At 58.7% G+C, this 18,845-nt stretch carries 15 protein-coding genes; 5 read left to right on the top strand and 10 right to left on the bottom strand.

Annotated elements, in window-relative coordinates:
- Positions 1 to 286 precede the first annotated feature (286 nt).
- Genes nirB through cobA form a run of 4 tightly spaced genes read left to right on the top strand, consistent with a single transcriptional unit; the run spans position 287 to position 6,549 of the window.
- Positions 287 to 2,740, top strand: coding sequence for a nitrite reductase large subunit NirB (gene nirB, locus AB7M29_RS12975; protein ID WP_052965412.1), 2,454 nt, complete (start codon positions 287 to 289; stop codon positions 2,738 to 2,740).
- On the top strand, positions 2,737 to 3,054 hold the full coding sequence (nirD, locus tag AB7M29_RS12970) for a nitrite reductase small subunit NirD (RefSeq protein WP_007902067.1): 318 nt from the start codon (positions 2,737 to 2,739) through the stop codon (positions 3,052 to 3,054). Before nirB ends, nirD begins: the two co-directional genes overlap by 4 nt.
- On the top strand, positions 3,054 to 5,771 hold the full coding sequence (locus tag AB7M29_RS12965) for a nitrate reductase (protein WP_454246982.1): 2,718 nt from the start codon (positions 3,054 to 3,056) through the stop codon (positions 5,769 to 5,771). The genes nirD and AB7M29_RS12965 overlap by 1 nt, the downstream gene beginning before the upstream one ends.
- Positions 5,772 to 5,781: 10 nt before the next feature.
- Positions 5,782 to 6,549: a uroporphyrinogen-III C-methyltransferase gene (gene cobA, locus AB7M29_RS12960; RefSeq protein ID WP_217858231.1), complete on the top strand. Its 768-nt coding sequence runs from the start codon at positions 5,782 to 5,784 to the stop codon at positions 6,547 to 6,549.
- A gap of 172 nt (positions 6,550 to 6,721) precedes the next feature.
- On the opposite strand, the gene AB7M29_RS12955 is transcribed toward cobA, so the two are convergent.
- From AB7M29_RS12955 to ppsA, 8 genes are all read right to left on the bottom strand, one after another.
- On the bottom strand, positions 6,722 to 7,756 hold the full coding sequence (locus AB7M29_RS12955; RefSeq protein ID WP_217858230.1) for an OmpA family protein: 1,035 nt from the start codon (positions 7,754 to 7,756) through the stop codon (positions 6,722 to 6,724).
- Positions 7,757 to 7,863: 107 nt separating this feature from the next.
- A complete protein-coding gene (sigX, locus tag AB7M29_RS12950; protein WP_032834987.1) occupies positions 7,864 to 8,454 on the bottom strand; it encodes an RNA polymerase sigma factor SigX in 591 nt (196 codons plus the stop codon).
- An 87-nt stretch (positions 8,455 to 8,541) separates the two neighbouring features.
- A complete protein-coding gene (locus AB7M29_RS12945; RefSeq protein ID WP_007902078.1) occupies positions 8,542 to 9,366 on the bottom strand; it encodes a mechanosensitive ion channel family protein in 825 nt (274 codons plus the stop codon).
- A 2-nt stretch (positions 9,367 to 9,368) separates the two neighbouring features.
- Entirely contained in the window at positions 9,369 to 9,617 is a 249-nt protein-coding gene (locus AB7M29_RS12940) for a hypothetical protein (RefSeq protein ID WP_007902080.1), read from the bottom strand.
- A 63-nt stretch (positions 9,618 to 9,680) separates the two neighbouring features.
- Entirely contained in the window at positions 9,681 to 10,676 is a 996-nt protein-coding gene (locus tag AB7M29_RS12935; RefSeq protein WP_217858229.1) for a zinc transporter ZntB, read from the bottom strand.
- Positions 10,677 to 10,701: 25 nt separating this feature from the next.
- On the bottom strand, positions 10,702 to 11,193 hold the full coding sequence (gene rraA / locus AB7M29_RS12930; RefSeq protein WP_038979910.1) for a ribonuclease E activity regulator RraA: 492 nt from the start codon (positions 11,191 to 11,193) through the stop codon (positions 10,702 to 10,704).
- Positions 11,194 to 11,367: 174 nt separating this feature from the next.
- Entirely contained in the window at positions 11,368 to 12,357 is a 990-nt protein-coding gene (locus AB7M29_RS12925) for an alpha/beta fold hydrolase (RefSeq protein ID WP_367372277.1), read from the bottom strand.
- Between the two features lie 103 nt (positions 12,358 to 12,460).
- Positions 12,461 to 14,836: a phosphoenolpyruvate synthase gene (ppsA, locus tag AB7M29_RS12920; RefSeq protein ID WP_038979908.1), complete on the bottom strand. Its 2,376-nt coding sequence runs from the start codon at positions 14,834 to 14,836 to the stop codon at positions 12,461 to 12,463.
- Positions 14,837 to 15,010: 174 nt separating this feature from the next.
- Here ppsA and ppsR point away from each other — a divergent pair, with 174 nt between their 5' ends.
- Positions 15,011 to 15,829 (top strand): posphoenolpyruvate synthetase regulatory kinase/phosphorylase PpsR, encoded by an 819-nt coding sequence (gene ppsR / locus AB7M29_RS12915; protein ID WP_007902088.1) that lies wholly within the window; start codon positions 15,011 to 15,013, stop codon positions 15,827 to 15,829.
- Between the two features lie 135 nt (positions 15,830 to 15,964).
- Here ppsR and prpD read toward each other — a convergent pair whose 3' ends face one another.
- A complete protein-coding gene (gene prpD / locus AB7M29_RS12910; protein WP_454246981.1) occupies positions 15,965 to 17,449 on the bottom strand; it encodes a 2-methylcitrate dehydratase in 1,485 nt (494 codons plus the stop codon).
- A gap of 202 nt (positions 17,450 to 17,651) precedes the next feature.
- Positions 17,652 to 18,842 (bottom strand): 2-methylaconitate cis-trans isomerase PrpF, encoded by a 1,191-nt coding sequence (gene prpF, locus AB7M29_RS12905; RefSeq protein WP_052965402.1) that lies wholly within the window; start codon positions 18,840 to 18,842, stop codon positions 17,652 to 17,654.
- Positions 18,843 to 18,845 lie beyond the last annotated feature (3 nt).

Genomic DNA, 18,845 nt, shown 5'->3' with positions numbered 1-18,845 from the left:
AACGGGCATAGCGCATTGAACCGGTGCATGCAAACACCCTCCTCCCACGCTGAGAGTCCATAAATTCGGCATTTGTGCGACTTGGCACAACCACTGCATTACCTTTCCCAACATACATAAAGCCCAACCTTCAACGTGGAAGGCTGCGCTGCCCGAGAGAACGGGACAAGGACAAAGGCGTCCTCGCTAGTTAACTAGCGGGACGCCTTTTTTTGTTTGCGCAAAATTTTGTCGAGCAAGGCCTGAATGCCCTGATGAGGCAGGCCCGAGCTCCCCGGAGAACCTGATGAAAAAACTAAAACTAGTGATGATCGGCAACGGCATGGCCGGGGTTCGTACCCTGGAAGAACTGCTCAAGCTGAGTAATGAGCTGTACGACATCACGGTCTTCGGCGCCGAACCCCATACCAACTACAACCGCATCCTCCTGTCGCCTGTACTGGCCGGCGAACAGACGTTCGAAGAGATCGTGCTCAACGATCTGGACTGGTACCTGGAAAACAACATCAAGCTGCTGCTCAACCGCAAAGTGGTGGAGATCGACCGGGTCAAACGCCGGGTCATCGCCGAAGACGGCACCGAGGCCGAATACGACCGCCTGCTGATTGCCACCGGTTCGACCCCGTTCATCCTGCCGATCCCCGGTAATACTTTGCAGGGCGTAATCGGCTACCGCGATATTGCCGACACCCAGGCGATGATCGACACCGCCAAGACCCACAAGCACGCCGTGGTCATCGGCGGCGGTCTGCTGGGTCTTGAAGCCGCCAATGGCCTGATGCTGCGCGGCATGCACGTCACCGTGGTGCACATCGGCGAATGGCTGCTGGAACGGCAACTGGACAAAACCAGTGGCCAACTCCTGCAAACCGCCCTGGAAGCCCGCGGCCTGCATTTCCGTCTGTGCGAACAGACCCAGGCCCTGCACGACGCCGGCAATGGCCGGGTCGGCTCGGTGCAGTTCAAGAACGGCGACATCATCCCCGCCGATCTGGTAGTGATGGCCGCCGGTATTCGCCCCAATACCGAACTCGCGGAAAAATCCGGCATCCCGTGCAACCGCGGGATTCTGGTCAATGACACCATGCAAACCTACGACCCTCGGGTCTACGCCATCGGCGAGTGCGCCAGCCACCGTGGTATCGCCTACGGCCTGGTCGCGCCGCTGTTCGAACAGGCCAAGGTATGCGCCAACCACCTCGCCCAACTGGGTTTCGCCACCTACAAGGGTTCGGTGACGTCGACCAAATTGAAAGTCACCGGCATCGACCTGTTTTCCGCCGGCGACTTCATGGGCGGCGAAGGCACCGAGACCATCACCCTCTCCGACCCGATTGGCGGGGTCTACAAAAAACTGGTGATCAAGGATGACGTGCTGGTCGGCGCCTGTCTGTACGGCGATACGGCAGATGGCGGTTGGTATTTCCGGCAGATTCGTGAGAACCATGGCATCGGCGAGATCCGCGATCACCTGATGTTCGGCGAAAACGCCCTCGGTGACGTAGGACACCAGGGCCAGGACAAAGCCATGAGCATGGCCGACACCGCCGAAGTCTGCGGCTGCAATGGCGTGTGCAAAGGCACCATCGTCAAGGCCATCCAGGAACACGGTCTGTTCAGCGTCGATGATGTGAAGAAACACACCAAGGCCGCCAGTTCCTGCGGCTCCTGCGCCGGCCTTGTCGAACAGATCCTGATCAACACCGTGGGTGGCGCGGCGGACGTCAAACCGAAAAGCGAAAAAGCCATCTGCGGTTGCAGTGACCTCAACCACGGGCAAATCCGCCAGGCTATCCGCGACCAGCACCTGCTGACCATCGCTGGCACCATGAGCTACCTCAACTGGCGTACCCCGAACGGTTGCGCCACGTGCCGTCCGGCGCTCAACTACTACCTGATCTCCACCTGGCCGGGCGAAGCCAAGGACGATCCACAATCGCGCCTGATCAACGAACGCGCCCACGCCAACATTCAGAAAGACGGCACTTACTCTGTAGTCCCGCGGATGTGGGGCGGTGTGACCAATCCTTCAGAGCTGCGGCGCATTGCCGACGTGGCCGACAAGTACAACGTGCCAATGGTCAAGGTCACCGGCGGCCAGCGCATCGACCTACTGGGGATCAAAAAGCAGGACCTGCCAGGCGTCTGGAAAGACCTGGACATGCCGTCCGGTCACGCCTACGGAAAATCCATCCGCACGGTAAAAACCTGTGTCGGCAGCGAGTTCTGCCGCTTCGGCACCCAGAACTCCACGCAACTGGGCATCGAGCTTGAGCACGACCTGTTCAACATGTGGTCGCCGCACAAAGTGAAACTGGCCGTCTCCGGTTGCCCACGCAACTGCTCGGAAGCGGGGATCAAGGACGTCGGAATTATCGGCGTGGACTCCGGCTGGGAGATGTACATCGGTGGCAATGGCGGGATCAAAACCGAAGTCGCGGAGTTCTTCGTCAAACTGAAAACCGCCGAAGAAGTGCGCGAATACAACGGCGCGTTCCTGCAGTTGTATCGCGAAGAAGCCTTCTACCTCGAGCGCACCGTGCATTACCTGCAACGGGTCGGCATGGAACACATCAAGAAAGCCGTGCTGGAAGACCCGGAGCGGCGCAAGGCATTGAACGATCGCCTGCAATTTTCCCTGTCGTTCGAACAGGACCCCTGGAAGGAACGCCTCGAACAGCCGCTGCTGAAAAAAGAATTCGAGGTCATTCCCGTGAAGAACCTGGAGGTGTCGGTATGAACTGGCTGGATATCTGCGCACTGGAAGAGATCAACACCCTTGGCTCGCGGATCATCGCGGGCCCGAAAGGCGACATCGCGATTTTTCGTACGAGCGACGATGAGGTTTTCGCCCTAGACGATCGCTGCCCGCACAAGGGCGGCCCGCTGTCCCAGGGTTTGATCTACGGCAAACGAGTGGCCTGCCCGCTGCACAACTGGCAGATCGACCTGGAAACCGGCGAGGCCCAGGCCCCGGATATCGGCTGCGCCCACCATCATTCGGCACGGGTCGAGAACGGCCGCGTGCTGCTGGCCCTACGGGAAGCAAGCTGATGGACCGTCAAATCACCGCATCGACCTGCTGCTACTGCGGGGTCGGCTGCGGCGTGCTGATCGAACACGACGGCGAGCGCATCCTCGGCGTCAGCGGCGATCCTGCGCACCCGGCCAACTTCGGCAAATTGTGCAGTAAAGGTTCGACCCTGCACCTGACCGGCGACTTGGCAGCACGGGCGTTGTACCCGGAATTGCGCCTCGGCAAAAGCCTGGCCCGCAGCCGCACTGACTGGGACACGGCTCTCGATCACGCCGCCAGCGTCTTCGCCGAAACCATCGCCGAGCATGGCCCGGACAGCGTTGCGTTCTACATCTCCGGGCAATTGCTGACCGAGGATTACTACGCCTTCAACAAACTGGCGCGGGCGCTGGTGGGCACCAACAACATCGACAGCAATTCGCGGCTGTGCATGTCTTCTGCTGTGGTCGGCTACAAGCGCAGCCTCGGCGCCGATGCTCCGCCTTGCAACTACGAAGACTTGGAATTGAGCGACTGCGTGATGATCGTCGGCAGCAACATGGCCTACGCCCATCCGATCCTCTTTCGTCGCCTGGAAGAAGCCAAATCCCGCCGCCCACAGATGAAAGTCATCGTCATCGACCCACGGCGCACCGACACTTGCGATTTGGCTGACATGCATTTGGCAATCCTGCCCGGTACCGATGTCGCCCTGTTCCATGGGATTTTGCACCTGTTGCTGTGGGAAGACTGGGTCGACCGCGACTTCATCAAGGCCCACACCGATGGCCTGGCCGAGCTGAAAAACCTGGTGCGTGATTACACCCCGACAATGGTTTCGCAACTCTGTGGCATCAGCGTCGAGCAACTGTATCAATGCGCGGAATGGGTGGGTACTTCACCGAGCTTTCTGTCGCTGTGGTGCATGGGACTGAATCAGTCCACCGCCGGTAGCGCGAAGAACAGCGCGTTGATCAACCTGCATCTGGCCACCGGGCAAATCAGCCGGCCCGGTGCAGGACCTTTCTCGCTGACGGGTCAGCCGAATGCCATGGGCGGCCGGGAAACCGGCAGTTTGTCGAACCTGCTGCCAGGCCATCGCGAAGCGGCCAATGCCGAACACCGCGCACAAGTGGCCGACTACTGGGGCGTTGATCAACTGCCCGCGAACACCGGGCTGACGGCCATCGAACTGTTCGAGCAGATGCGCAGCGGCAAGATCAAAGCCCTGTGGATCGCCTGCACCAACCCTGCCCAATCGCTGCCGGATCAAACCGCTGTACGCGCGGCACTGCAAGCCTGCCCGTTCGTGGTGTTGCAGGAAGCCTTTCGCACCACCGAAACCGCCGCGTTCGCCGACCTGCTGTTGCCCGCCGCCAGTTGGGGTGAAAAGGACGGCACGGTCACCAACTCCGAACGGCGCATTTCCCACGTCCGTCAGGCCATCGGCGCACCCGGTGAAGCACGGCCCGACTGGGCGATCACCGTGGATTTCGCACAGCGCCTGGAAAAACATCTGCGCCCTGGAGCAACCAGTCTGTTTGCCTTTGAAACCCCGGCGCAGGTCTTCGACGAATACAAACACCTGACTCGCGGCCGCGACCTCGACCTGTCCGGGATCAGTCATGAATTGATCGACCAGCTCGGTCCGCAGCAATGGCCCTTCCCCGCCGGTGCCCGCGAAGGCACGGCGCGGCTGTACCTCGACGGAGTTTTCCCGACCGCCAGCGGGCGTGCACAGTTCGTCACCGACCCGTATCGCGCCGCCAAGGAGCAACGCGACGCGCGCTTCCCGCTGACCCTGATTACCGGCCGCCTGCGCGATCAATGGCACGGCATGAGCCGCACCGGCACCGCCGCGCAGCTGTTTGGCCATGTCAGCGAAGCCATGTTGAGCCTGCACCCGGATGAACTGCGCCGGCATCGCCTGCAACCGGGCGATTTGATCAATCTGAAAAGTCGCCGGGGCTCGGTGATCGTGCCGGTCAGCAGCGATGACAGCGTACGTCCGGGCCAGGCGTTTCTGCCGATGCACTGGGGCGACCGCTTTCTCAAGGGCGGTGTGAATACCCTCACCCTTCCCGCCTTCGACCCGTTGTCGAAGCAACCGGAACTCAAACACAGCGGCGTACGACTCGAGCCAGTGCAATTGCCTTGGCAGCTTTTCGCTCTGATAGAGGGCGATGTTCAACAGCACTTGGAGACGCTACGACCTCTCTGCGAGGCGTTTTCCTACGCAAGCCTCAGCCTTACCGGCCGTGAGCGCCCTGCACTGCTGATACGCGCCGCCAGCGCCACCGCGCCAGAGTCGCAGCTGTTGCGTGATATCGATCAATGCCTGGGGCTCAACGAAGGCCCGGTATTGGCCTACGACGATCCTCAGCGCTCGATCGGCAAGCGGGTACGGATCGAGAACGGTCGGATCACCGCGATTCGCCTGGCCGGTGAAACCCTCGCTCAACACTGGCTGCAAAGCCTGTGGCTCGAAGGTCGCGCCGACGAACAACTACGCCGTTGGCTGCTGGCGCCTTTGAGTGCGCCACCGGGCAGCGCTGGCGGTCCGGCATCGGGTACCAAAACCCTGTGCAACTGCATGAACGTCAGCCAGAACGCGGTCTGTGCTGGCATCAGCCGTGGTCTGGATTTGCAGGGTTTGAAACAAGAATTGGGTTGTGGCACGCAATGCGGCTCCTGCGTCCCGGAAATCAAGCGTTTGCTGGCCGCCACTGCGCAGCCAGTCGCCGTCATCTCGTGAGGAAAACACTATGAGCGCAAAAGTCTGGCTGGTGGGTGCGGGTCCTGGCGACCCTGAATTGCTGACCCTCAAGGCGGTTCGAGCGTTGCGCGAAGCGGACGTGGTGTTGATCGACGATCTGGTCAATGACGCGGTGCTGGAGCATTGCCCGACTGCTCGAATTATTCCTGTGGGCAAGCGCGGTGGTTGTCGCTCCACGCCTCAAGCCTTCATTCATCGTCTGATGTTGCGTTATACCCGCCACGGCAAATGCGTGGTGCGGCTCAAGGGTGGCGATCCGTGCATCTTCGGCCGCGGCGGTGAAGAAGCGCAGTGGCTACGTGAGCGTGGCGTCGAGGTTGAGCTGGTCAATGGCATCACCGCGGGTCTTGCCGGTGCGACCCAATGCGATATTCCGCTGACGCTGAGAGGTGTCGCGCGTGGTGTGACACTGGTCACGGCGCACACTCAGGATAACAGCAGCCTGAACTGGCAGGCCCTGGCTCAAGGAGGCACCACACTGGTGATCTACATGGGCGTGGCAAAGCTCAGTGAAATTCGCGAGCAACTGCTGGCCGGCGGAATGGCTGCCGATACGCCTGTGGCGATGATCGAAAATGCTTCCCTGCCGCACCAACGGGAATGTCGCAGCGACTTGGCAGCCATGGAAGACGATGCCTGCGACTTCCAGCTCAAAAGCCCGGCGATTCTGGTGATCGGTGCTGTGGCGGCCTGCGATGAAATCAAAAGATCGCAGCCTGCGGCAGTTCCTGCACTGGCTCGGTGTTCATCCTTGTAGGGATTAACAGATCGCAGCCTGCGGAAACTCCTACAGAGATAAATGCCAAATCCATGTAGGAGCTGCCGCAGGCTGCGATCTTTTAGAAGCCGCGCACAACCAACTCTGAAACCCAAATCGCAGACAAAGAAAAGCCCGGCCTAAGCCGGGCTTTTCCTGAGCTGCGAGCTAATTACTTAGCGCTAGCTTCAACCTGCGCTTCTACGCGACGGTTTACAGCGCGACCAGCGTCAGTTTTGTTGTCAGCAACTGGGCGGGATTCGCCGTAGCCAACAGACTGAACGCGGGACGATTCAACACCGTACTGGTTGGTCAGAACTTGCTTAACAGCGTTTGCACGACGCTCGGACAGTTTCTGGTTGTAAGCGTCAGGACCGACGGAGTCAGTGTGACCTTCAACAGTAGTAGTGGTGGATGGGTACTGCTTCATGAAGTCAGCCAGGTTTTTGATGTCGCCGTAGCTGTTAGGCTTGACTACCGACTTGTCGAAGTCGAATTTCACGTCCAGCTCAACACGAACAACTTCAGCAACTGCTGGGCAGCCATCAGCGTCAACAGTTACGTTGGCTGGGGTGTCCGGGCACTTGTCAACGTTGTCGCAAACGCCATCGTTGTCGCTGTCGGCGCAGACTTCAGCTGGTGCTGGAACTGGAGCAGCAGCAGGCTTGGAGCCGCCACCGAAGTTCACACCGATACCAACGCTAGGAGCCCACTCGGTGTCGCCCTGGTCGATGTTGTACTGAGCTTCAACGCCGGCACGGGCGTAGAAGTTGTCGGTGAAGTACAGCTTGGCACCGCCGCCAACGTTGGCGAAGGTGGAACCGTTACGACCACCGGAGCCGTTCTGACCGATGCTCTGGTCGGAGAAGCCAGCCGATACGTACGGACGCAGCATGTCGCCCGGGTTGTTGAAGTGGTACAGAGCATCCAGAGCAGTGTTGGAGCCCTTGATGTTACGGCCGTCTTCGGCACGTGCGTTGTGCACTTCGTCATAGGCCAGACGCAGTTCAACGTCGTCGGTCAGGAAGTAACCGATCGAACCGCCGAACAGGTTGCCGTTGTTCTTGAAGTTACGAGCGCTGTCGAATTGTTCTTTCTTAGCGAAGCCTTCGATTTCAACTGCGCCTTGGCCTTGTGCCAGAGCGCCGAACGAAGTGGCAGCAATAAGAGAACCAATGGCCAAGCCCAAGGTGTTTTTCAGTTTCATCCGTTAAATCCCCATCTGGTGATTGTGAAGCAGTCCCGCAAACCGGGGGACAACTCGGCGGCAAGTCTATCAGAACTTGCCTACACGTAAGAGATATTTGCGCCGAACTAAGTTTCAGCAATGCCTGCAAATTTCTCACGCAATTTGTCTAGAGCGCGTTTGTAACGCATTTTTGTTGCACTCAAACCCATGTGCATTATGTCTGCGATCTCCTGAAATTCCAGCTCTGCGACAAATCGTAGCACCAGAATTTCACGGTCGATCGGGTTCACATACACCAGCCAGCGATCAAGCCCGCCCTTCTCCTCGGGTTTCGGCGTCTTTTCTTCAGACGCTTCCTCGAGGGGGTCCAGACTCAAAGCGTCCATCAAGCGACGCTTTCGCCGTTCCTTCCGATACTGCGTGATGCACTCGTTGTACGTGATGCTATATAGCCATGTCTTGAACTTCGATTTCCCCTCGAAGTTCTTCAGGCCGTACAGCACCTTCAACATCACTTCCTGACAGACATCGTCTGCATCACGATCGTTCCCAAGATACCGTGCACAAACGTTAAATAATGTTCGCTGGTAACGCCGCATCAGTTCTTCATAAGCGCGTGTTACGTGAAACAGCTCGGTATGCGAGCGCGCGACCAACTCCTCATCAGAGAGCTCGCGGGGGTCGTAGCGCGTGGAGAGCGATTGAGCTTTATTCAAAACAAGTCTGGCCGACAGTCAGGTCAATGTCCGCCGCAGCCCTTCAGGGCATTTTTGCGGCGGCATACATTAGCAGGATTTGCCGGGTTAGCGGCTACTCACATGCTGCTCCAAGAGAATCCGATTCGAGAGAGAGACTAGCTCACCCTCGTCGGTCAGCACGGTGGTTTTAACCGTGCCGATCTCTTCGATCTGACCTTCGACCTCGCCAACTCGCACTTGTTGCCCAACCTGATACAACTCACGCACATAGATTCCCGCAAGAATCTGCCCGGCAATTTCCCGGCTTCCCAACCCCATGGCCAACGCAACCGCCAGACCAACGGTAATCAGGACGATCACGATCACATGGTTTAGCAGGTCAGTCTTGACCTCCAACTGGCTGATCGCAACCGAAATACTGATGATGATCACCAAGCCCTGGGCAATTCGCCCCAGGCCCGCGGCGTAATCAAGCCCTACACCTTCTGCCGCGCCACGCACCAGCCCATTGGCCAGTTGCGCCAGCAAGACACCTACCAGCAGCACCAGCGCAGCGCCAAATACTTTCGGCAAATACAGCGCCAACATGTCCAGCGTAGCCGAAACTCGCTCAAGTCCAAGGGATTCTGCGGCAGAAACCAGAAAAATCAGCAGAACGAACCAATAAACGATCTTGCCGATCAATGTCGAGATAGGCACCTGAAGGCCGGCGCGGGACAGCAACTTGGTCAGCCCGGTGCCGCCCATCAAGCGATCGAGGCCCAGTTTGGCAAGCAATTTGGAGAGCAGCGTGTCCAGCAGTTTGGCCACGACAAAACCCAGCAGCAGCACAACCAGTGCGCCAAACAGGTTCGGAATGAAGTTTGCAACCTTGGTCCATAACGCAGTCATTGCAGTGACGAGGCTCTGAGTCCAGAGATCAAGTTCCATATTCAATCAGCCTTATCAGCAGTGCGAGCGGTAGGTTTACGAAGACGGGAAACCGGCGAGATATGGGCCGATCCGTTATTCAGGGCGATCATCAGCGCGGGCAACCAGCGGCCCAGCAGGCTGAACAGATCGCCGGCACCGACCTGGCGGTTGGCGGTTTTCAGCACGCGGCCCAGGCAGGCATCGTCGTCACGGCTGGACGGCGAAGCTTTGAGCATGTCACGCAAAGACTGTTCAAACGGATCGTGCATACGCACCTCTCGTAATATCTGTGAAAGACGCGGTTAAATTTGGTCGGGTCACATGACTCATCATCAGAACCAGCGCAAACGTCGGAATAACCACCACTGCCCCAGCGCTACCGAGCCTGCCAGCAAGCAGGCGATCAGGAAGCCATAAGGGCTGGTGGAGAACGGAATACCGCCAACATTGATACCCAAAAGACCGGTCAGAAAACTCATCGGCAAAAAGATTCCGGTGATGATCCCGAAGCGGTACATCGTGCGATTCATACGCACGCTCAGACGCCGGTCTTCGGCCTCCAGGACCAGCCCCACGCGCTCCCGGGTCAATTCCAGCTCCTCGAGATAACGGGTCAGGCTGTTGTTCAATTCGTTCCAGTAATCGCCATCGTCTTCGACGAACCATGGCAGTTTTATCCGCGTCAGCTGACCGAAAATATCCCGCTGCGGTGCCAGAAAACGTTTCAGTGCGGCCGCCCTGCGACGGATCTGCAAAACAGCCCCATGCTCCGGTGTATACCGTTCGTCGGTATCCAGCTTTTCTTCTTCCTCATCGACGATTTCCGAGAGGCAGCCGACCAGATCCTGCACTTTGTTAGTGAGGTATTGCGCCATATAAAGGATCAGTTCGGAAGCGGTTCTCGGCCCTTTTCCTTCGGCCAGTTGCACCAGCAACTCATCGGTGGCGCGTAACGGCCGCAGACGCAGGGAGATCACCCGCTGGGCCGAACCGAAGATCCGCACAGAGACCATGTCTTCCGGCTCGGCACCTGGATTGAGGTTGATCCCGCGCAGAAACAGCAACAGCTCGGAGTCCGGCAGCGGCAAAAGGCGCGGCCGGGTGTTCTCTTCCAGCAACAAGTCGCAACTAAATTCACTCAGACCACTGTATTTACGCAGCCAGGTCTGGGTTTGCGGATGACTACGATCCCAGTGCAACCACAGGCTTTCATGGGCCTGCAACTGCAAGTCATCGAGTTCAGTCCGGGCTATCGAACGCGCACCGCCTTTACCGTCCAGCACGAGGGCATGCACCAGCCCCCACTGCGCGTTTTCTTCCTCGAACATCCTCACCCCTTTATTGAAACGCGCTTTATTCAGGCATCTTCAGCGGGCTTGGCGAAATGATCACGCCGTTGTTGTCCGCATAAACATAGTGACCCGGGTGGAAGGTCACACCCGCGAAGGTCACGGCAATATTGAGCTCACCAACACCGCGCCGGTCGGTTTTCATCGGGTGACTGGCCAGGGCCTGAACCCCCAGATCAGTTTGCGCGATGACGTCGACGTCACGGATGCAACCGTAGATCACCAGCCCTTCCCACCCGTTATTGGCGGCTTTCTCGGCCAGCAGGTCGCCCAACAGCGCGCGGCGCAGGGAACCGCCACCGTCGACAACCAGCACTTTACCGTTACCCTTGAGCGCGACTTGCTCCTTGACCAGCGAATTATCTTCGAAACATTTAATGGTCACGATTTCGCCACCGAAAGAATCACGGCCACCGAAATTGCTGAACATCGGTTCCAGCACCTGCACCAGCTCCGGGTAGGCGTCGCACAGATCAGGCGTGATGTAATGGTTCATCGAGAAACTCCTGTAAGAAGGAAGACAATCGAATAGGCAGCATACGCGGGCCAAGGCTGAACGGCTGCAAACGCGCCGATCGAGTCAATCACCAAAAGTGACCAGAACCGCTTAATGCGTCATATCTTAGCCGCAAGCCGTTCCGAGCGAAATGCCCTTGTTAGAGCATCAGGCTCAAACTGCCGCGGCCAAATCCGGCTTTCCACCCAGCAATGGCGTCTGTTGATCCGCCAGCCAACGCGCCACCAACGGCCAGACTTCAGTCTGCGCAGCCTTGCTGACAAGCATTTCCACATGACCGAAATTATCGCCAAAGCCTTGCTCGCGGCCAAGGGTGATGAATTGCTTGTGCTCGGAGCCAACCTGATCGAACAGCTTGCGGCAGGCCCAAGTCGGGTCCTGATGATCGCCCGCGGCGCTCACGGCCAGCACTGGCAACTGAACCTCGGCCAAACCTGCCCACCAGTCCTTGTCGGCATCGCCAAAACGGCCGAACAGCCCGTACCAGCGCATGCTTTCCAGGGCCAGGCCAATTGGCTCGTCCTCCGGGCCGCGCTTGAGCCGTGAACCTGACAGTTGGGCAAAGCGCTTGAGAATGAAGCGCCCGCTCCACTCCACCGGCGGAAACTTCAACGGCCAGTAGGTGCGGCTGACCTGAGTGCCAAAAAACGCCGCAGACGCGACGACAGGCTCGCCGATGTATTCCCCACCCAGCGCCGCCGCCAGCGTAATACCACCCAGCGAGTGACCGATCCAGTGTGGGACCTGGCCGCTTTGTTCGCGCACGAACGCGCCAATGGCCGGCAAATCGTAACGCGCGTAGTCGGCGACGCGGTTTTTACGATAATCCTGATTGCGCTGAGAAAGCCCATGACCGCGCATTTCCGGAATCCACACATCGAACCCCAGACGCGTCAGATAAGCCCCCAACCCCAGACCTTTGGGAGAGAACCAGAATCGTCGATTGGAAAAGCTGCCGTGCAACAGAATCACCGGCACGCCACGCACCGCCGGCTCATCGGCCAGCCCCAGGCGTGTCACAGCCAGTTCGACGGTGCCGTCGGGGCTGTTGCCGGGTTTCAAACGATAGACGTCTTCGCTCAAATCACCGCGCCGTTCGGCGCTGATCAGGGCGACAGGAAATAGGTTGCTGCTGCTTTGCATAATGCTCTTGCACAAAAAAGGGCGGCATCCAGATGGAGCCCGCCCTACTTGAGTCTTAAAGCCTCGACCCACACTAACACTGGACCGAGGCTTCATTCACGAATCAGACCGAAGCCTGACCTTCAGCCAGGAAGAACCAGGTTTCCAGTACGGAATCGGGGTTCAGCGAAACGCTTTCAATGCCCTGCTCCATCAGCCACTTGGCCAGATCCGGGTGGTCCGAAGGCCCCTGACCGCAGATGCCGATGTATTTGCCAGCCTTGTTGCAGGCCTGAATAGCATTGGCCAGCAGCTTCTTGACCGCAGGATTACGCTCGTCGAACAGGTGCGCGATGATTCCGGAGTCACGGTCCAGGCCCAGTGTCAGCTGAGTCAGGTCGTTGGAGCCGATGGAGAAGCCATCGAAGAACTCGAGGAACTCTTCAGCCAGGATCGCGTTGGACGGCAGTTCGCACATCATGATCACGCGCAGACCGTTTTCGCCACGGGCCAGACCGTTTTCGGCCAGCAGATCGACCACCTGGCTCGCTTCGCCCAGGGTCCGAACGAACGGCACCATGATTTCGACGTTGGTCAGGCCCATCTCGTTGCGCACGCGCTTGAGGGCGCGGCACTCGAGCTCGAAGCAGTCACGGAACGATTCGCTGATGTAACGCGAAGCACCACGGAAGCCCAGCATCGGGTTCTCTTCTTCCGGCTCGTAGAGTTTGCCGCCGATCAGGTTCGCGTATTCGTTGGACTTGAAGTCCGACAGACGCACGATGACCTTTTTCGGCCAGAACGCTGCAGCCAGGGTACTGATGCCCTCGACCAGTTTCTCGACATAGAAGCCGACCGGGTCGTTGTAACCGGCGATGCGCTTGTCGACGCTGTCCTTGATTTCTTGCGGCAAGCCGTCGTAGTTCAACAGCGCTTTCGGGTGCACACCGATCATGCGGTTGATGATGAATTCCAGACGGGCCAGGCCCACACCGGCGTTCGGCAGTTGCGCGAAGTCGAAGGCGCGGTCCGGGTTGCCGACGTTCATCATGATCTTGAACGGCAGATCCGGCATGGCATCCACGGAGTTTTTCTTGATGTCGAAGCCCAGTTCGCCTTCGAAGATGTAACCGGTGTCGCCTTCAGCGCAAGAAACGGTCACACCCTGGCCGTCTTTCAACAGCTGAGTGGCGTTGCCGCAACCGACCACGGCCGGGATACCCAGCTCGCGAGCGATGATCGCCGCGTGGCAGGTACGGCCGCCACGATTGGTGACGATGGCGCTGGCGCGCTTCATGACCGGTTCCCAGTCCGGGTCGGTCATGTCGGAAACCAGAACGTCGCCCGGCTGGACTTTGTCCATCTCGGACACGTCCTTGATGATCCGCACCTTGCCGGCGCCGATGCGCTGGCCGATGGCGCGACCTTCCACCAGCACGGTGCCGGTTTCTTTCAACAGGTAACGTTCCATGACATTGGCCGAAGTGCGGCTCTTCACGGTTTCAGGACGGGCCTGAACGATGTAGAGCTTGCCGTCGTCACCGTCTTTGGCCCATTCGATGTCCATCGGGCACTTGTAGTGCTTTTCGATGATCATCGCTTGCTTGGCCAGCTCGCTGACTTCGGCGTCGCTCAGGCAGAAACGTGCGCGATCAGCCTTGTCCACGTCGATGGTCTTGACCGATTTACCGGCCGTGGCCACTTCGCCGTAGATCATCTTGATGGCTTTGCTGCCCAGGTTGCGACGCAGGATAGCCGGACGACCGGCTTCCAGCGTGCCTTTGTGGACATAGAATTCATCCGGGTTCACCGCGCCTTGTACGACGGTTTCACCCAGGCCGTAAGCGCCGGTGATGAACACCACGTCACGGAAACCCGATTCGGTATCGAGGGTGAACATCACGCCGGCGGTGCCGGTTTCGGAGCGGACCATGCGCTGCACGCCGGCCGACAGGGCAACCAGCTTGTGGTCGAAGCCCTGGTGGACGCGGTAGGAAATCGCACGGTCGTTGAAGAGGGAAGCGAACACCTCTTTGGCGGCGCGAATAACGTTTTCGACACCACGGATGTTCAGGAAGGTTTCTTGCTGACCGGCGAAGGAAGCGTCCGGCAAGTCTTCGGCGGTAGCGGAAGAGCGCACGGCAACGGCCATGTCAGGGTTGCCGGCCGACAGCGTGGCGAACGCGGTGCGGATCTCGGCGTTGAGCTTCTCGGGGAATTCGGCTTCCATGATCCATTGACGGATCTGGGCACCGGTTTTGGCCAGGGCGTTGACATCGTCGACATCGAGCGCGTCGAGGGCGGCGTGGATCTGGTCGTTCAGACCGCTCAGTTCCAGGAAATCGCGATATGCCTGAGCTGTCGTGGCAAAGCCACCGGGCACCGATACACCGGCACCTGCAAGGTTACTGATCATCTCGCCCAGGGATGCGTTCTTGCCCCCCACATGCTCTACATCATGGACGCCGAGCTTATCGAGGGAAACTACGTACTCTACCAAGGTGATCTCTCCACTAACTGTGTTGGAAAAGCTCAGAAGCCGGCGACTCGGGGGAGCATTTGCCGGCTGTATGGCCTGGACCTGGAAAATAAGTGAGAATGCAGGCCACTGGCGGCCGACAAATCGCGCCTACTATATCCAAGAATCGTCACTAGCTTAAGGCCCAAGGTGCAAATGAAACGATCTGCTTTCTTTATCTCCGATGGCACGGGCATTACGGCCGAAACCCTCGGTCAAAGCCTGTTGGCGCAGTTCGAAAACATTACCTTCAGCAAAATCACGCGGCCCTACATCGACAACGCGGATAAAGCGCGGGCCATGGTACAACAAATCAACAAAGCCGCCGAAAACGATGGTTTTCGTCCGATTATTTTCGACACTATTGTCAATCAGGACATTCGTGAGATCCTCGCAACCTCGAATGGTTTCATGATTGACATTTTCTCGACCTTCCTGGCCCCGCTGGAACAGGAACTGACCGAGCATTCTTCCTACACCGTCGGCAAATCCCATTCCATTGGTGGCAACTCCAATTACATGGAGCGCATCGAGGCGGTGAACTTCGCCCTCGACAACGACGATGGCGCCCGCACGCACTATTACGACAAGGCCGACCTGATACTAGTGGGCGTGTCGCGATGTGGTAAGACGCCGACGTGCCTGTACATGGCCATGCAATTCGGCATCCGTGCGGCCAACTATCCGCTGACCGAAGACGACATGGAGCGCCTGCAACTGCCAACCGCCCTGCGCGCCCATCATCACAAGCTGTTCGGCCTGACCATCGACCCGGACCGGCTTACAGCCATCCGCAATGAGCGCAAGCCCAACAGCCGCTATTCGAGCTACGCCCAGTGCGAATTCGAAGTGCGCGAGGTGGAGAATCTGTTTCGTCGCGAGAACATTGCCCACATCAATTCCACGCATTTCTCCGTGGAAGAGATTTCGGCGAAGATTTTAGTAGAGAAAGGTGTGGAGCGACGTTTCAAGTAGTTCTTTAGCGCCTGTCAGGCCGCCTTCGCGAGCAAGCCCGCTCCCACATTTGATCTTCAGCGAACACAGATTTTGTGTACGACAAAGATCAAATGTGGGAGCGGGCTTGCTCGCGAAGAACGATAACTCGGTCTCCTAGATCACAAACAAATCCACAAACCGATTCACCGCCGTCTCCTCAAGCCGCGCCTGGTCCTTGCACAACGCAAAGATCTCGGCACTGCGCTGAGCCGTGAATCGCGTCGCCAGATTGGCCTTGAATTTATCTTCCAGCAGCGGAATACCATCGGTGCGACGACGGCGATGGCCGATCGGATACTCCACCACCACGTTCTCGGTGCTGGAGCCATCCTTGAAAAACACCTGCACCGCATTGGCGATGGACCGTTTGTCCGGCTCCAGATATTCGCGAGTGAAGCGCGGGTCTTCGACGATGACCATTTTGTCGCGCAGCACATCAATAATGGGATGCACGGCATGGAAGTCGTCTTCGTATTGCTCGGCCACCAGATTACCGAACACCAGGGGTACGGCGGTCATGTACTGGATGCAGTGGTCGCGGTCCGCAGCGTTGGCCAGCGGGCCGACCTTGGAGATGATGCGGATCGCCGATTCGTGGGTGGTGATGACGATCCTGTCGATTTCGTGCAGACGGTTCCTGACCAATGGATGCAGGGTAACGGCAGCCTCGCAGGCGGTTTGCGCGTGAAACTCGGCGGGAAAGCTGATCTTGAACAGCACGTTTTCCATCACGTAGCTGCCGAACGGCCGGGAAAAGCTGAAGGCACGTTTGTCTTCAGGTTTGAGCGCCATGTCATTGTTGGTGTGGCTGAACAGTACGTCGTAGAACCCCCATTGTTTGGCGGTCAGTACACCGGGAACACCCATCTCCCCACGCATCGCAATGTCCGCCAGACGCACACCACGGCTGGACGCGTCCCCTGCCGCCCAGGATTTGCGCGACCCGGCATTTGGCGCATGCCGGTAAGTGCGCAACGCCTGGCCATCGGCAAAGGCATGGGACAACGCCGATAGCAGTTGCTCGCGATTGGCGCCCATGAGCTTGGCGGTGACGGCGGTCGAGGCGACTTTCACCAGGATGACGTGGTCGATGCCGACGCGGTTGAATGAGTTTTCCAGGGCAATCACGCCTTGAATCTCGTGAGCCATGATCATCGCTTCCAACACCACGCGAAGGGTCAGCGGTGCGTCGCCATTGGCCAGGTGTTTTTGCGACAGATGGTCGGCCACCGCAAGAATGGCGCCGAGGTTATCGGACGGATGACCCCATTCGGCGGCGAGCCAGGTGTCGTTGTAATCGAGCCAGCGGACGATGCAACCGATATCCCAAGCGGCTTTGACCGGATCAAGACGATAACTGGTGCCCGGCACGCGAGCACCGAAGGGAACGACAGTGCCTTCGACGATAGGTCCCAGGTGTTTGGTGCATTCGGGAAAACGCAGGGCCAGCAGACCGCAGCCGAGGGTGTCCATCAGGCAATTGCGGGCGGTATCCAGCGCCTCTGGCGATTCGATTTTGAAGTTGAGGACGTAGTCGGCGATGTCCTGCAGGACCGTGTCGTAGTCGGGGCGGTTGTTCAGGTCGACGTTGGCGCTCATGTTCGATTCACTCGGTCAGTGGTTCGCTGATGGGACCTCGGTTCAGGATCAATCTTAGTTGGTGACGCCATTCTTGTTATTGAAATGCAATTAACTGTGGGAGCGGGCTTGCTCGCGAAGAGGGAGCGTCAGTCGAAATCAATATTGCCTGATACACCGCCTTCGCGAGCAAGCCCGCTCCCACATTGGTTCAGTGTCGGGGTTAGAAAGAATCCCCCGGCACGCGAACATAACCTTCCATCAACACCCGCGCACTGCGGCTCATGATGGCTTTGTTCACAGTCCATTCACCGTTGACCTGGCTGGCCTCGGCGCCCACGCGCAAGGTACCGGAGGGATGACCGAAGCGCACCGCGTTGCGTTCGATGCCACCTGCCGCCAGATTCACCAACGTGCCGGAAATCGCCGCCGCCGTGCCGATGGCCACTGCCGCCGTGCCCATCATCGCGTGGTGCAGTTTGCCCATGGACAGCGCACGCACCAGCAAGTCAATGTCGGTGGCCGCAATCGCCTTGCCGCTGGACGCAATGTAATCCGCCGGCTTGGCGACGAACGCCACCTTCGGGGTGTGTTGACGCTTGGCCGCTTCGTCCAGGTGCTGAATCAACCCCATGCGCAACGCGCCGTAAGCGCGGATGGTTTCGAACATCGCCAGGGCCTTCAGGTCGCCATTGATGGCGCCCTGCAATTCGGTGCCGGTGTAGCCGATGTCTTCGGCATTGATGAAAATGGTCGGAATGCCGGCGTTGATCAAGGTCGCCCTGAGCGTACCGACGCCCGGCACTTCGAGGTCATCCACCAGATTGCCGGTGGGGAACATCGAACCACCGCCACCCTCTTCTTCCGCCGCAGGGTCCATGAATTCGAGCTGCACTTCGGCCGCCGGAAAGGTCACGCCGTCGAGTTCGAAATCGCCGGTTTCCTGGACCTCACCGTTGGTGATCGGCACGTGGGCGATGATGGTCTTGCCGATGTTGGCCTGCCACACGCGCACCACCGCCACACCGTTGTGTGGAATGCGGCTGGCATCCACCAGGCCATTACTGATGGCGAACGAACCGACCGCCGCCGACAGGTTGCCGCAGTTGCCGCTCCAATCGACGAAAGGCTTGTCGATGGAGACCTGACCGAACAGGTAATCGACGTCATGATCGGCCTTGATGCTTTTCGACAGGATCACGGTTTTGCTGGTGCTGGACGTCGCACCGCCCATGCCATCGATTTGCTTGTCGTATGGGTCGGGACTGCCGATCACTCGCAGCAATAACGCATCGCGAGCCGGGCCGGGAATCTGTGCCGCTTCAGGCAGGTCTTTCAGGCTGAAGAACACGCCTTTGCTGGTGCCGCCGCGCATGTAGGTGGCGGGGATTTTGATCTGAGGTGCGTGAGCCATTGG

The sequence above is a fragment of the Pseudomonas sp. F-14 TE3623 genome (assembly GCF_053629015.1).
Note: the sequence above shows the minus strand (reverse complement) of the source record. Positions and strands in the feature narration are given on the sequence as shown.